We start from the raw sequence: 15,204 nt of genomic DNA, 5'->3' as shown, positions 1-15,204 counted from the left end.
GCCCCCGAGGCCACGCCTCATCCGCGCCTCACGCCGAGCAGGCCACGTCCAGCAAGGCGATGGGCCGCTTCGCGTCCAGGTCCACGTACGCGGTGAAGTGTTCCTTGCGGTTCCCGCTCCAGTAGGTGGTGATGGTCGCCCAGCCGACGCGGGCGGACTGGGCGGTGGTGACCTTGCCGACGGAGATGTTGCGCGGTGTGTTCTGAGCGCACAGCAGCAGGTCGTAGTCGGGCGTCTCGGCTGCCTTCTTCTTGAGCTCGGCGGCGACCTGGTGTTCGCGCTTCCAGGCACTGGGGCCGTGCTTTCCGTAGAAGGAGACCAGGAAGCGGCGGATCTCCTCGGCGGTGTAGCGGCCGTTCGGGTCGGTACGCAGGTCCGCACGGGACTGCTGCTGTACGGAAGCGGCCGGGGTGGCGGCCGCAGAAGCGGCGGAGGCGGCGGGCGCCGCGGTCAGGGTGACGGCCACGGCGGTCGCGATGGCGATCACAGTGGCGGTAGCGGCAGGGGCGGTACCGGTGGCAGTGCCGATGGCGGTGGTGCGCGAAGCGTGACGGGGCATGAGATGTCCTCGACTTCCGACTTCTGTCCTATGTGCGCATTGCCGGTCTTCACCGACTGAGACCACCGGGAGCCCTGGATGGTTGCGGGCCTTCGCACCCACCACCCGACTGGAGCAACGAGCCGGCCACCGCGCCCTCGCCGAGACCCTCGCTACGACACGATGTCCTTCTTCCCGAACCCCCGGAACGCCAGCGCGAACAGCACCAGCGCGTACGCCACGGAGACCGACGCCCCCTGGAGCATGCCCGTACCGTCGAGTTGCGGCTGCAGCGCGTCGGCCCAGGCGAACTGCCAGTGCGCCGGCAGGAAGTCACGCCACTGCTCCAGAGCGGTGACCTGGTCCAGCACATTGCCGACGATGGTCAGGCCGACCGCGCCGCCGACCGCGCCCAGCGGCGCGTCCGTCACCGTGGAGAGCCAGAAGGCGAGGGCCGCCGTGACCAGCTGGCTGACGAAGATGTACGCGACGGCGAGCGCGAGGCGGGGCAGTGCGTCACCGGCGGCGAGCGCGCCTCCGGTCGGCAGTTGCAGCGGTCCCCATCCGTACGCGGCGGTTCCCACGCCGAGGGCGACCAGCGGCAGCAGCACCATCGCCGCCGCGCTGAACAGCAGGGCGACGGTGAGTTTGCTCAGCAGCAGCCGGGTGCGCGGGACGGGCGCCGCGAGCAGGTAGCGCAGCGAGGACCAGCTCGCCTCGGAGGCGACCGTGTCCCCGCAGAACAGCGCCACGGGGACGACCAGCAGGAAGCCCGCCGAGACGAACAGGACGGTCGCGGTGAAGTTGGCGCCGGAGGCGGTCGCGGTGTCCATCAGGGTGATCCGGTTGTTGCGGCCGCCCGGATCGCCGCCGATCGCGAAGGCCGCGACCAGGACGAACGGCAGTACCGCCAGGATCGCGCCGATGACCAGCGTGCGGCGCCGTCTGAGCTGCCGCATCGCCTCGACGCGCAGCGGCAGGGTCCGGCGCGGGCGGTAACCGGGAGCGTGCGGCGCGCCGGACACGGACGAGCCCGCGGGCCCGCCGGAGAGCGTGGAACCACCGGCGCGCACGGGCTCATCGGCGAGCGCGGGCCCGCCGGAAGGCGCGGTTCCACCGGAGCGCGCGGGGTGCCCGTCGTTGCCGGGCTCGGTGACGGGGGTCACCGGTCACCTCCGATCATGGTGAGGAAGGCGTCTTCCAGGCGCCGGTGGGGGCCGACGCGGGCCACCGGAATCTCCAGCCGGAGCAGTTCGGGCAGCAGGCGCGAGGTGCTCGTCGTGCCGTCGAGCGTGACGAGCATCCCCTCGTCGGCCCGGACGGCCGCCGCGATCCCGGGCAGCGCGGCCACCTTCTCCAGGAGGACGTCGGACAGCGGTTCGCCGCCCTCCACTCCGACGAGCAGGGTGTCGCCGGTACCGACGATGTCGGCTACCGGCCCCGCCTGGACGAGTTGGCCACGGTCCATGACGACCAGATGCGTACAGGTCTGTTCGACCTCGGCCAGCAAGTGACTGGAGACGATCACGGTGCGGCCGCCGGCCGCGTAGCGGATCATCACGTCCCGCATCTCGCGGATCTGCGGCGGGTCGAGCCCGTTGGTCGGTTCGTCCAGGATGAGCAGATCCGGAAGGCCCAGCATGGCCTGGGCGATGGCCAGGCGCTGCCGCATCCCCTGGGAGTACGTGCGCACCGCGCGCTGCAACGCGTCGCCGAGCCCGGCGATCTCCAGTGCCTCGTCGATGTGCGCGTCCTCGGCCGGGCGCCCGGTGGCCTGCCAGTACAGGTCCAGATTGGCGCGCCCGGACAGATGCGGCAGGAAACCGGCGCCCTCGACGAACGCGCCGACCCGCGACAGCACCGGCGCGCCGGGCCGGATCGCGTGCCCGAAGACCCGGATCTCCCCGGCGTCCGGCCCGATCAGTCCCATGAGCATCCGCAAGGTGGTGGTCTTGCCCGCGCCGTTCGGCCCGAGCAGCCCGAGCACCTGGCCCTTCTCGACGCGGAAGGAGAGGTCCCGTACGGCGTAGCGGTCGGCGGACTTGGCGTACCGCTTGCTCAGGCCGGTGATCTGCAGCGGTACGTCCGCCAGGTCCGGGTCGGGTGCGCCGGCCGCGGCCCGTCGCCGCCCGACGAGCAGGAGCAGTACGGCGACGACCGCGCCCGCGGCGGGCAGCGCCCAGGTCCATGCGGGCAGCGGGGCCGCCGCGCTCTTGACGGCGGGCGCGGTCGGCACCTTCAGGACGCCGCCGCCTTCGCCGCTTCCGCCTTCGCCGCTTCCGCCTTGGAGCGAGGCGGTGTACGTGGCGGGCTCGGCGGGCGAGGCGTACGCGAGGTCCGTCGAGGAGAGCACCAGGCGCAGCCGGTGACCGGCCGCGAACTCGTGGTCGATGGCGGGCATCCGCAGTTCGACGCTCTTGCCGGCCTTGGCGCCGGTGATGCGGTACGGCTCGGCGAGCCCGGCGGGCAGCACCGGCCGGCTGCTGCCGTTCGGTCCGATGTCGTAGACCTTGGCGAAGAGCACCGCGTCGTCGCTGGTGGAACCGATGCGTACGCGGGCGGTCGGCGCGCCGGTGACGCGCAGCGGGTCGCGGAGCGGCTGCGACTCGAAACGGGCGTACTGGCCCGGGGAGTCGAGGGAGAGACCGGCGCCGACACTGGAGAGGCTGTTGAGCGCGCCGACGCCGGGCACCGTGGAGATGGACGGCGGGCTCGCCCCGGCCGGATTGGCGAACCGCTGTTCGCGGCCGGTCAGGCGGACCGGCCGCGGATCGTTGTCCAGGCCGGGGTAGCGGTCACCGCTCGCGCCGCGCAGCCGGGCGGCGCCGTTGGTGGAGTCCACGGCCCCGCCGCGGCTGACGCGGAACGCCGGCCCGGTGTCCGTGTTTGCCTCGTCCCTCTCGTCCTTGAGGTAGCGGTCGAACCATGCCTTCGTACGGTCGGCGAGACGGCCGGTCTCGCGGTCGCCGCCGTCGTGTCCGCCGGCGAGCCAGTCGACGGAGACGGGGGCGCCGTTCTTGCGGAGCGCCTTGTACGTCGCGTCGGCCTGGCCGAGCGGGAACAGCGAATCGGTTCTGCCCTGCATGAGGAGCGTCGGAACCTTGATCCGGTCCGCGACGGCGGAGGGGCTGCGCGCTTCGAGGAGTTCGCGGGCGGCGGCGTCGGGCTTGCCGGAGACGGCGACCCGTTCGTACATCTCGCACAACTGCCGCTCGAACCGGCCGCATCCGTCGGTGCTGTTCTGGGGAGGGGGCGCGGTCTGCGCGGCGGACTTCCCACTGCCACCGGCGCCCGATCCGGCACCGCGACCTGAGCCGGCACCGGTACCCGCATCGCTACCGGCACCGGAATCGCTACCGGCACCAGCGCCGCTGCCACCTCCCGAGCCCCCTGTCGTCCCGGCCGCCGCAGCCCCCTCACTCCCCTCGGCCGCACCGACCGACCCCGTCGAGAAGAACATTCCGGCCCACAGCTTCTTGAAGACGCCGTTGGGAAAGAGCGCGTCGGCCAGGTTCCAGTACGTGATCTGCGGGGCGATCGCGTCGACGCGCTTGTCGTAGCCGGCCGCCAGCAGCGCGATCGCTCCTCCGTACGAGCCTCCGGCCACGCCGACCCGTGGGTCGCCCGCGCCGTCGAGCCGTACCTCGGGACGCTTCGCCAGCCAGTCGATCAGCCGGCGGACGTCGGCCACCTCCCGGTCCGGGTCGTTCAGCCCGATCTTCCCGGTGGACTTGCCGAAACCGCGCGCCGACCAGGTCAGCACGGCGTACCCGTCCCGCGCGAGCTGTTCGGCCTGGCCGCGCACCGACTCCTTGCTGCCGCCGAAGCCGTGCCCGAGGAGGACGGCGGGACGGCGGCCGGTACCGCCCGCGGTGAAGAAGGACGCGTCGATACGGACCTTGCCCTCCCCGGAACCGCCCGTCTCGCCCCCGCCGGCCCCTTCGCCGGCCTCCCCGCCACTGCTGCCGTCGGCGCCCCCGGCGCTCTCGGGCATGGCGAACGTCCGGTCCTCCCGGTGCACGGCGGGCGGGTCGTCCGCGGCCACGGCAGCCCACGTGCCTGAGCCGGCGAGTACGGCCAGCACGGCCGCCGTCGCGTACAGCCGTCGTCCGCGGAGTCGGAAAGTCATACGGTGAATCCTAAGGACGTTCCGCCGCGGGCCACCGAGCCGCCGGGGCGAACCCGTACACCTCCTCCGGCAGTACGGCCGCCGCCGCACGTACCGCGCCCGTAGTACGCGCCACGCGCCCGTGCGCCCCGTGGCCCTCTGTACACCGCACAACCCCGCCGCTACAAAAGACGATGTGGGGCGGGCCGGGTCGGCCCAGGGGAGGCGGCAATGCGCAGGATCGCCATCGTCGGCGCTGGGCAGGCGGGGCTGCATCTCGCCCTGGCTCTCCTCGCCGCGGACTACGACGTCACGCTGGTCACCGACCGTACGGCGCAGGAAGTGCGCGCCGGGCGGGTGATGTCGACACAGCTCATGTTCGGTCCGGCGCGGCGCCTGGAGCGCGCCGCCGGGCTCAATCTCTGGGACGCGTCCGCGCCCGGCGCGAGCACGCTGCGCGTGACGGTGTGGGACCCGCCCGGGAAGTCCGCGCTGACCTTCACCGGGCAGTTCGACGAGCCGCCGCACTCCGTCGACCAGCGGGTGAAGACGGCCGGCTGGCTCGGTCTGTACGAGGCCAGGGGCGGCCGGGTCCGGTACGGCTCCGTCACCCCCGCCCTGCTGCCCGCGCTCGCCGCCGAACACGACCTGACGATCGTCGCCTCCGGGCGCGGCGACCTCACCCGGATCTTCGCCCGCAATCCGCTGTACTGCCCCTTCGACCGGCCGCAGCGCACGCTGGCCTGCGTGTACGTGCGCGGCATCGCGGCACCGGCCGGCGAACCGGAGCCGCAGACGCGGATCAACGCGGTGGCCGGGGCCGGCGAGGTCTTCGTGCTGCCGGCGCTCACGACGGGCGGGCCCTGCGGCATCATGCTGTTCGAGGCGCTGCCGGGCGGACCGTTCGACTGCTGGCACGACCAGCCGTCGCCGGACAGCTGTGTGTCCCGCGCGCTGGGGCTGCTGCGTACGTATACGCCCGGGGAGTACGAACTGTGCAAGGACGCCGTGCCCACGGACGCGGGCGCGACGCTGTACGGCGCGGTCACCCCCGTCGTCCGGCATCCGGTGGCCGAGGTCGCGCCGGACACGTACGTGCTGGGCATGGCGGACGCGGTCGTCACCAACGACCCGATCACCGGCCAGGGCTCGAACACCGCGGCCCGCGGTGCGGCCGTCTACCTGGACATGATTGTGGAGCGCGGCGACGCGCCCTTCGACCCGGAGTGGATGCGGTCGGCCTTCGCCGCGTTCTGGCAGCACGCCCAGCAGGTCACGGAGTTCACGAACCTGATGCTGGAGCCGCTGCCGCAGCATGTGCAGCGCCTGCTGGTGGCCGCCGCCGAACACCCCGCCGTGGCGCACCGTTTCGTCAACGGGTACGCCGACCCGGCGGACTACCACGACTGGCTGATGACGGCGGCGCTCGCCGAGACCTACCTGGCCAGCACCACGGCGGGCACCAAGCGGTGAGAGCCGGCAGCCCGCCGGCCCCCGCTCTCAGCTTCTGCCGCCCGTCTCCAGCGCCAGCGTGAAACGTTTCTTGTCCTTGCGGGTGGCGCCGAACCGGTCGTAGAAGCGGATCGCTCCCGCGTTCCAGTCGGGCGTGTTCCACTGCATCTCCGCGACGCCCAGCGCCTTGCCCTCGCCGATGACCGCCTCGACCAGCAGCGCGCCCAGCCCGAGCCCGCGGTGCTCGGCGCGCAGGTAGAGGCAGTCCAGGTTCAGGTACTCGCGGCCCTGCCAGGTGTCGAAGGCCGTCGAGCAGGTGGCGTACCCGGCGAGTTCGCCGCCGGACAGTTCGGCGACCAGGCAGCGCAGCCACTGCGGCCGCGGCCCGAAGAGCGCGTCCGCGAGCCGGTCCACCAGGTCGGGGGCGGGCGGCACGGACCGTTCGTACGCTGCGTGTTCCGCGGCCAGCGCGACCACGTCCGCCAGATCCGTACGGACCGCGTGGCGGATCACCGGGGCCCTCGTCATGGAGCACCTGCCGCGGCACGCTGCATCTCCACGGCTCCTGTGGGCTGTTGTTCGTCATTCATACGCAGCATCATGCGTCATCCGGCCAGAACGGTTCCCCGGTATTACGGCGGGTTTTCCGCGACAGCGGGGAACGGCGGGACGCCACGGGCCCTTCCGGCCCCTGGCGCCCCGGCCGTCCGCGTCGGGCGCGCCCGCGGACCTGTCACGCGCCGCCCGCGCCACGCGCCGCCCGCGGGTGTCCGCCGATGTCAGTGGTTGCTGGGGAAGCCCAGGTTGATGCCGCCGTCGGACGGGTCCGGCCAGCGGGTGGTGACGACCTTGCCGCGGGTGTAGAAGTGCACGCCGTCGTTGCCGTAGATGTGGTGGTCGCCGAAGAGGGAGTCCTTCCAGCCGCCGAAGGAGTGGTAACCGACCGGCACCGGGATCGGCACGTTGACGCCGACCATGCCGGCCTCGACCTCCAGCTGGAAGCGGCGGGCCGCGCCGCCGTCCCGGGTGAAGATGGCGGTGCCGTTGCCCCACGGCGAGGAGTTCATCAGCGAGATCGCCGCGTCGTAGGTGTCCACCCGGACGACGGACAGCACCGGGCCGAAGATCTCGTCGCGGTACGCGTCCATCTCGGGCGTGACGTGGTCGAGCAGCGAGACGCCGATCCAGTGGCCGCTCTCGTGGCCGGCGACCGTGAAGTCCGTACCGTCGACGACGACGTCCGCGCCCTGGGCCGCGGCACCGGAGACGTACGAGGCGACCTTGTCGCGGTGCGCCTTGGTGATGAGCGGGCCCATCTCGGAGGCCGGGTCGTCACCGGGGCCGATGGTCAGCGCGGCGGCCCGCTCCTTGATCTTCTCGATCAGCGGGTCGGCAGTGTCCCCGACGGCCACCACGACGGAGACCGCCATGCAGCGCTCGCCGGCCGAACCGTACGCGGCGTTGATCGCGGAGTCCGCGGCGAGGTCCAGGTCGGCGTCCGGCAGGACCAGCATGTGGTTCTTGGCGCCGCCGAGGGCCTGGACGCGCTTGCCGTTGGCCGTACCCGTGGTGTGGATGTAGCGGGCGACGGGGGTGGAGCCGACGAAGGAGACGGCGGCGATGTCCGGGTGCTCAAGGATGCGGTCCACCGCGGCCTTGTCGCCGTTGACGACGTTCAGCACGCCGTCCGGCAGGCCCGCCTCGGCGGCCAGCTCGGCCAGCTTGAGGGCCGCGGACGGCACCTTCTCGCTGGGCTTGAGGACGAAGGTGTTGCCGCAGGCGACGGCGAGCGGGAACATCCACATCGGCACCATCGCCGGGAAGTTGAACGGCGTGATGCCGGCGACGACGCCGAGGGACTGACGGATCGCGGCCACGTCCACGCGGGTGGAGACCTGGGTGGACAGCTCGCCCTTGAGCTGCTGCGGGATGCCGCAGGCCAGTTCGACGATCTCCAGACCGCGGGCGACCTCGCCCAGCGCGTCGCTGTGCACCTTGCCGTGCTCGGCGGTGATCAGCGCGGCCAGCTCCTCGCGGTGCGCGTCGATCAGCTCCCGGTAGGCGAACAGCACGGCCGTGCGCTTGGCCAGCGAGCTGGTGCCCCAGGTGCGGAACGCCTCCTTGGCGGCGGCGACGGCCGCGTCCACCTCGTCCACGGAGGCGAAGGCGACCTGCTTCTCCTGGGCGCCGGTCGCGGGGTTGTAGACCGGGCCGAACGAGCCGGACACGCCCTCGGCGGGCTTGCCGCCGATCCAGTGGTTGACGGTCTTCATGCGGGAGCCTTTCTGGGTGACGGCGGGGAGCGGGTGCCGTGACGGGGGCGGTCGGGAGCGGTGGTCGACCGATGGGCGGTCGGCGGCGGGGGCAGTCGGTGGTTCGGGGAGGTCTGTTCAGGTCTGCGGGGAGCGTGGTTCAAAGATGGCGGCGGCGCCCGGTGACGTGCCGGTCGTAGTCCTTACGGGCCTCGACCGCCGCCGGACGCGTCGCGATCTCGGCCACAGGTACATCCCACCAGGCTTGGGCCGCGGGCGCGCCCGGCACAGTGTCGGCCGTTGCGGTCTCGACATAGACACATGTGGGGCGCTCGTCGGCGCGGGCCGCGGCGAGCGCGGCGCGCAGGTCACCGACGGTCGCGGCGCGGATGACGTGCATCCCCAGGGAGGCGGCGTTGGCGGCGAGGTCCACGGGCAGCGGGTCGCCCGTGTAGGAGGCGTCGGCGGCGCGGTAGCGGTACGCGGTGCCGAAGCGCTCGCCGCCGGTCTGCTCGGACAGGCCGCCGATGGAGGCGTACCCGTGGTTCTGGACGAGCACGATGTTGATGTTGATGCCTTCCTGGACCGCGGTGACGATCTCGGTGGGCATCATCAGATACGTACCGTCGCCGACCAGCGCCCACACGGGCCGGTCGGGCGCGGCCAGCCGCACCCCGACGGCGGCGGGGATCTCGTAGCCCATGCAGGAGTAGCCGTACTCCAGGTGGTACTGGCGGCGGGAGCGGGCCCGCCACAGTTTGTGCAGGTCGCCGGGGAGTGAACCGGCCGCGTTGATGATCACGTCCAGGTCGCCGACGGTGGCGTCCAGCGCGCCGAGCACCTGGGTCTGGGAGGGGCGCGCGGAGTCGTCGGGCGCGGCGTAAGCGGCGTCGACGAGGGATTCCCAGCGGGCCTTGGCCGCGCCGTACTCCTCCTCGTACGCCGGCGCGACGCGGTGTCCGGACAGGGCCTCGGTGAGCGCTTCGAGGCCGGCGCGGGCGTCGGCGACGACGGAGGTCGCGGCGAGCTTGTGGGCGTCGAAGGACGCGACGTTCAGATTGACGAAGCGGACACCGGGGGCGGCGAAGAGGGTGGCGGAGGCGGTGGTGAAGTCCGTGTAGCGGGTGCCGACGCCGAGGACGAGATCGGCGCGGGCGGCCAGCGCGTCCGCCGTGGCGGTGCCGGTGTGGCCGATGCCGCCCACGTCGGCCGGGTGGTCGTGGCGCAGGGAGCCCTTGCCGGCCTGGGTGGAGGCGACGGGGATGCCGGTGGCGTCGGCGAGGGCGCGCAGGGCGTCCTCGGCCTCGCTGTGGTGGACGCCGCCGCCCGCGATGATCAGCGGCCGTTCGGCGGCGCGGATTGCCCGTACGGCTTCGGCCAGCGCGGCGGCGTCGGGCGCGGGCCGGGGCACCCGCCACACCCGGTCGGCGAAGAACTCCTCGGGCCAGTCGTACGCCTCGGCCTGCACGTCCTGCGGCAGCGCGAGCGTGACGGCGCCGGTCTCCACGGGGTCGGCGAGCACCCGCATCGCCTGGAGGGCGGCCGGGATCAGCGCTTCGGGGCGGGTGACGCGGTCGAAGTAACGAGAGACCGGGCGCAGGGCGTCGTTGACGGACACATCGCCCGCGTACGGGACTTCGAGCTGCTGGAGGACGGGATCGGCGGGGCGGGCGGCGAAGATGTCGCCGGGCAGCAGAAGCACCGGGAGGCGGTTGACCGTGGCGAGGGCCGCGCCGGTGACGAGGTTGGTGGCGCCGGGGCCGATGGAGGTCGTGACGGCGTGCGCGGAGAGGCGGTCGCGCTGGCGGGCGTAGCCGACCGCGGCGTGCACCATGGCCTGCTCGTTGCGGCCCTGGAGGTAGGGCATGTGCTCCGGGCCGGCCTCCAGGAGGGCCTGGCCCACCCCGGCCACGTTGCCGTGTCCGAAAATGCCCCAGCAGGCGCTGATCAGGCGGTGCCTGGTGGGCGCGCCGGCCTGGCCACCGGGGGCCGCGGGGGCGTCCCGCTCCGTGTACTGGTGGGCCAGAAAGGTGACCAGGGCCTGCGCCACCGTCAGGCGTCGAGTGGTCATCGTGCGTCTCCCTCGGGGTCCTCGGGGTGGGCTTCCGGGCGGGCGTCCGGGGCGTCGTGCAGGGGCGGGCGGGGGCTTGCTTCGACGGCCTCGTTCGGGGACCGACGGGGGTCGGCGTCCGGGGCTTCGTACAGGGACGGACGGGGGCCTGCTTCGACGGTCTCGTTCAGGGACGGACGGAGGTCGGCGTCCGGGGCTTCGTACAGCGGCAGGCGGGGGTCGACGGGCTGGTCGGGCCAAGTGTCGCGGATCCAGCCGTGGTCCGGGTGGTCGCAGATCAGCCAGGCGCGCTCCTCCCCCGGGCCCGCCATGACGTTGAGGTAGTACATGGTGTGCCCGGGTGCGGCGATGGACGGGCCGTGCCAGCCGTCGGGGATCAGCACGGCGTCGCCGCTGCGGACCTCGGCGAGTACGTCCGTACCGCGCCCGGTCCGGGAAGAAGCGCCGGAAGGGGTGACGCGCTGATAGCCGAGTCCCGCGGAGCCGTGGGCTGGAGCGATCTCGAAGTAGTAGATCTCCTCCAGCTCGCTCTCCTCCCCCGGCCGGCACTCGTCGTGCTTGTGGGGCGGGTACGAGGACCAGTTGCCGCCGGGCGTGAGCACCTCCACGGCGATGAGCTTGTCGCACGCGAAGACACCGGCCGCGCCGAAATTGTTGACCTGACGCGAGCAGTTGCCCGTACCGCGCAGCTCCACGGGCACGCCGCTCGCGGGACCGTGACGCGCGGGCAGGCGGCGCGAGCAGCGGGCGCCGGTCAGCGCGAACCGGCCGCCGGCGGCACTGCTGATCCGCACCTCGGCGTCCCGCGGTACGTACGCGAAGTCGGTGACCCCGCTGAACACGTCCTTACGGCCGGACAGTTCGAAAGGCGTGTCGCTGTCGCCGCCGACCGCGACCGTACAGCCGCCGTTCAGGGGCAGCACGATCCACTCGCTGTCGCCGGTGGCGAACGTGTGGCTCCCGCCGGGCGGCAGCCGGAGGATGCGCAGGGACGCGTGGCGCAGAGACGCGTACCGCGGGGCCGCATCCCCGTCAGCCGTCCGGCCCGGGTCGATGTCCAGCTCGTACGGCCCGTGCTCCTCGGCCCCGGCCCCGTCGCGAGCCCTGATGTGAAACTCGGTGTTGCGCAGCTCGGTCGTCATGGCTGCAAGTCTCCTCCTCACCACTGACAGTTACCGCGGTCGCTGCCGGACCACGGTCATCGCTGGGTCGCGGTCATCACCCGCCACGGTCATCGCGGGCACACGGTCATCGCTGGGTCGCGGTCATCGCTGGGTCGCGGTCATCCGTGAAGCAGGGAAACGGCGGTGTCCACCGCCGCCGTCACGTCCCCGTCCGCCGGGTAGAGCAGCGAACGGCCCGCCACCAGCCCCTGCACGCTCGGCAGGCGCAGCGCCTTGCGCCACTTCTCGTACGCCGCTTCCTGGCCCCCGGCACTGTCCTTGATGTCGCCACCGAGCAGCACCGTCGGGAGCGTCGATGTCTCGCAGACCTGCGCCATGTCGTCCGGGTCGTCGGTGACCGGCAGCTTCAGCCATGTGTACGCGGAGGTGCCGCCCAGGCCGGAGGCGATGGCGACGGCCTTCGTCACAGCCTCCGCGCTCAGGTCGTTGCGGACGATTCCGTCCACCCGCCGGGAGAGAAACGGTTCGACGAAGGTGGGCAACTCCCGTTCGGCCATGGCGTCTATGGCGCGGGCCGAGGACTCCAGAGTGGCCAGCGAGCCGGGGTCGCCGTAGTCGATGCGCAGCAGCAGCTTGCCGGCGTCGAACCGGAGCCGGGCGATGTCCTGCGGGCGGTGGCCGGTGAACCGGTCGTCCATCTCGAAGGAGGCCCCGGCGATGCCGCCGCGGTTCATGGAGCCCATCACGACCTTGCCTTCGAGGGCGCCGAGCAGGAGCAGGTCCTCCAGGATGTCGGCGGTGGCGAGCACACCGTCCACACCGGGGCGGGACAGTGCGAGGCACAGGCGCTCCAGGAGGTCGAGGCGGTTGGCCATGGCCAGCTTGCGGTCGCCGACGGCTAGTGCGCCCCGCGCCGGGTGATCGGCCGCGACGATCATCAACCGGCCGCTGTCGCCGATCAGGGGGCGGCGGGTCCGGCGCGCCGCGGCCTGGGCGACGGCTTTCGGGTTCCGGGCCCGCAGCGTCACGATGTCGCAGATCCGAGTGGTCAAGGCGGTTCTCACCTTCTGGTGGGACGGGTTCGTACGGGGGCCACCGGGCGGGGGGGGGGTGTCTGGTCGAGGCTTTGTCTGGTCGGAACTCGGGGCGTCCGGTCGGACCTTCGGGACGGCCCCGGGCCTTCGGTCCGGACTCGGGTCTTCGGTCCGGACTCGGGTCTTCGGTCCGGACTCGGGTCTTCGGTCCGGACTCGGGGCCTTCGGTCCGGCCTCGGGGCCTTCGGTCCGGCCTCGGGGCCTTCGGTCCAGCCTCGGGGCCTTCGGTCCGGCCTCGGGGCCTTCGGCCGGGCCTTCTGCGGGGCGGGGTCCGGTGACACCGGGAGCGGGCCGGGGCCGGGGCCGGCCGGATCAAAGCGGCCGACCGCTCGACGACCGCCCGCAGCGCTCACCGAGCGCCGAGGAACTCCTCCACCTCGGCACACGTCGGCATGGCGGACGAACAAGCCAGCCGGGACGCGACGATCGCCCCGGCGGCGTTGGCGTACCGCATCATCGGCTCCAGCTCCCACCCGGACAGCAGCCCGTGACACAACGCTCCCCCGAAGGAGTCACCGGCTCCCAGGCCGTTGACGACTTCGACGGGCGTGGGCGGCACCTCGGCGGTACGGCCGTCGCGGTGCACGGCCAGCACGCCCTTGGGCCCCTGTTTAACGACGGCCAGTTCGACGCCCATGTCCAGCAACACCTGCGCGCATCGCTTCGGTTCGCGGACACCGGTGGCGACCTCGGCCTCGTCGACGTTGCCGACCGCGACCGTCGCGTGGGCGAGCGCGGCCTCGTAGTACGGGCGCGCCCGGCTCATCGCCTCCGTGCCGGCGACTCCGCCGGCGCCGGACGCACCCCCCTCACCGCCCCAGAACATCGGCCGCCAGTCCAGGTCGAAGACGGTGGTCCCCGCCTTGGCGCGCGCTTCCAGTGCGGCGAGGGTGGCCGTACGGCTCGGCTCCTCGCACAAGCCGGTGCCGGTCATCCAGAAGATGCGGGCGGCCCGTACGGCGTCCCGGTCCAGCTCTTCGGGATGGATGACCAGGTCGGGCGCCTTGGGGCGGCGGTAGAAGTAGAGCGGGAAGTCGTCCGGCGGGAAGATCTCGCAGAAGGTGACGGGCGTCGGGTGCTCCGCGACAGGTGTCACCCAGCGGTCGTCCACGCCGAATTCGCGGAGCGCCTGGTGGACGTATTCGCCGAAGGGGTCACGGCCGGTGCGGCTGATGACCGCCGTACGCCGCCCCAGACGGGCGGCGGCGACCGCGACGTTGGTGGCCGAACCGCCGAGGAACTTTCCGAACGTCTCGACCTGGGGAAGCGGGACCCCCGTCTGCAACGGGTAAAGGTCCACTCCGGTGCGGCCCATGGTGATCAGGTCGTACGGGCCGGTCTCTGCGGTCTGCCGCGGCTCGGTCATGTGCGCCCCTCCGGTTCGTCGCTGAGCACAGGTCTAACCGGGCGCCCGAGACCCTGTCAATACTTTGTCCTTACATTCTGACGTCGACCGGAGGCGGGTAGGTGGCGCCGTTCTGCCGTACCGCCTGGCACAAAGTCCTTAAGTCCGTATGTCATGACGAAGTCTTGACACTCCCCGAACCGGGATGGAGGCTGTGCCCCACAACCCAGCCCCGCGCCTCCCGGTCACCGGCGACCGGCGAGAGGAGAGCCGCAGCATGTCCGTTCCCCCTGCCGTCCCGCGCGTTCTGGACCGTCTGCGCATCGGATCGGCCCCCGACTCGTGGGGCGTCTGGTTCCCCGACGACGAGCAGCAGGTCCCGTGGCAGCGATTTCTCGACGAGGTCGCCGAGGCCCGATACGAATGGATCGAACTCGGCCCTTACGGCTACCTGCCCACCGACCCCGCCGTCCTCCACGCGGAACTCGCCCGGCGCGACTTGAAGGTGTCCGCCGGCACGATCTTCACCTCGCTGCACCACGGCCCGGACGTATGGGACAAGACCTGGGAACACGTCAGCGAAGTCGCCACCCTCACCCGGGCGATGGACGCCCGGCACCTGGTGGTCATCCCGTCCTTCTGGCGCGACGACAAGACCGCGGAAGAACTGGAGCCGCGCGAACTGACCACCGAGCAGTGGCACCACCTGAACAGCGGCATGGAACGGCTGGGCAGGCGCGTACGGGAGGAGTTCGGCCTGGACATCGTCGTGCACCCGCACGCCGACACCCACATCGACACCGAGGAACACGTCGAACGCTTCCTCGACGGAACCGACTCCTCCCTGGTCAGCCTGTGCCTGGACACCGGGCACTACGCGTACTGCGGCGGCGACAACGTCAAGCTCATCAAGACCTACGGCGAGCGGATCGGCTACCTCCACCTCAAGCAGGTCGACCCGGAGATCCTCGCGGACGTCGTCGCGAAGGGCACGCCCTTCGGGCCCGCGGTCCGGCAGGGCGTGATGTGCGAACCGCCGCTGGGCGTCCCGGCGCTGCCGCCCGTCCTGGAGGCCGCCCAGGACCTGGACGTCGACCTCTTCGCCATCGTCGAACAGGACATGTACCCCTGTCCCGCCGACCAGCCCCTGCCCATCGCGCAGCGCACCCGCCGCTTCCTGCGCTCCTGCGGCGCCTGAGTCCCGTCCGTACGGAGCGAGG

General features: G+C 72.3%; 11 protein-coding genes. 2 read left to right on the top strand and 9 right to left on the bottom strand.

Translation table 11 applies throughout. The features are described 5' to 3' along the window. Nucleotides 1-28: 28 nt before the first annotated feature. From OEIGOIKO_RS27150 to OEIGOIKO_RS27140, 3 genes are all read right to left on the bottom strand, one after another. Nucleotides 29-559, bottom strand: coding sequence for a hypothetical protein (locus OEIGOIKO_RS27150; protein ID WP_307721246.1), 531 nt, complete (start codon nt 557-559; stop codon nt 29-31). Nucleotides 560-711: 152 nt separating this feature from the next. Next, nucleotides 712-1,497 carry an ABC transporter permease gene (locus tag OEIGOIKO_RS27145; protein ID WP_246178116.1) on the bottom strand — a complete coding sequence of 262 codons (786 nt, stop codon included), beginning with the start codon at nt 1,495-1,497 and terminating at the stop codon, nt 712-714. Nucleotides 1,498-1,700: 203 nt separating this feature from the next. Further along, nucleotides 1,701-4,667, bottom strand: coding sequence for an alpha/beta fold hydrolase (locus OEIGOIKO_RS27140; RefSeq protein WP_125056191.1), 2,967 nt, complete (start codon nt 4,665-4,667; stop codon nt 1,701-1,703). 210 nt (nt 4,668-4,877) lie between these two features. Here OEIGOIKO_RS27140 and OEIGOIKO_RS27135 point away from each other — a divergent pair, with 210 nt between their 5' ends. Then, complete coding sequence (locus OEIGOIKO_RS27135; protein WP_125056190.1) at nt 4,878-6,119, top strand: styrene monooxygenase/indole monooxygenase family protein; 1,242 nt, start codon at nt 4,878-4,880, stop codon at nt 6,117-6,119. 27 nt (nt 6,120-6,146) lie between these two features. Here OEIGOIKO_RS27135 and OEIGOIKO_RS27130 read toward each other — a convergent pair whose 3' ends face one another. The 6 genes from OEIGOIKO_RS27130 to iolC all read right to left on the bottom strand — a co-directional run bounded on the left by OEIGOIKO_RS27130 (nt 6,147) and on the right by iolC (nt 14,005). After that, complete coding sequence (locus tag OEIGOIKO_RS27130; RefSeq protein WP_125056189.1) at nt 6,147-6,626, bottom strand: GNAT family N-acetyltransferase; 480 nt, start codon at nt 6,624-6,626, stop codon at nt 6,147-6,149. Between the two features lie 251 nt (nt 6,627-6,877). Continuing rightward, complete coding sequence (locus OEIGOIKO_RS27125) at nt 6,878-8,371, bottom strand: CoA-acylating methylmalonate-semialdehyde dehydrogenase (protein WP_125056188.1); 1,494 nt, start codon at nt 8,369-8,371, stop codon at nt 6,878-6,880. Nucleotides 8,372-8,510: 139 nt separating this feature from the next. After that, nucleotides 8,511-10,421, bottom strand: coding sequence for a 3D-(3,5/4)-trihydroxycyclohexane-1,2-dione acylhydrolase (decyclizing) (iolD, locus tag OEIGOIKO_RS27120; RefSeq protein WP_125056187.1), 1,911 nt, complete (start codon nt 10,419-10,421; stop codon nt 8,511-8,513). Next, nucleotides 10,418-11,563, bottom strand: a complete 1,146-nt coding sequence (gene iolB / locus OEIGOIKO_RS27115) for a 5-deoxy-glucuronate isomerase (protein ID WP_218040008.1) — start codon at nt 11,561-11,563, stop codon at nt 10,418-10,420. The genes iolD and iolB overlap by 4 nt, the downstream gene beginning before the upstream one ends. A gap of 140 nt (nt 11,564-11,703) precedes the next feature. After that, a complete protein-coding gene (locus OEIGOIKO_RS27110; RefSeq protein WP_125056186.1) occupies nt 11,704-12,597 on the bottom strand; it encodes a Cgl0159 family (beta/alpha)8-fold protein in 894 nt (297 codons plus the stop codon). 391 nt (nt 12,598-12,988) lie between these two features. Further along, entirely contained in the window at nt 12,989-14,005 is a 1,017-nt protein-coding gene (gene iolC, locus OEIGOIKO_RS27105; RefSeq protein WP_125056185.1) for a 5-dehydro-2-deoxygluconokinase, read from the bottom strand. A gap of 256 nt (nt 14,006-14,261) precedes the next feature. Between iolC and OEIGOIKO_RS27100 the strand changes: the two genes are divergently transcribed. Further along, nucleotides 14,262-15,182, top strand: a complete 921-nt coding sequence (locus tag OEIGOIKO_RS27100) for a sugar phosphate isomerase/epimerase family protein (RefSeq protein WP_125056184.1) — start codon at nt 14,262-14,264, stop codon at nt 15,180-15,182. The last annotated feature ends 22 nt before the right edge of the window (nt 15,183-15,204 follow it).

This window comes from Streptomyces paromomycinus (assembly GCF_003865155.1).
Lineage (GTDB): Bacteria > Actinomycetota > Actinomycetes > Streptomycetales > Streptomycetaceae > Streptomyces > Streptomyces chrestomyceticus.
This window is presented reverse-complemented; position numbering and strand designations above follow the sequence as displayed.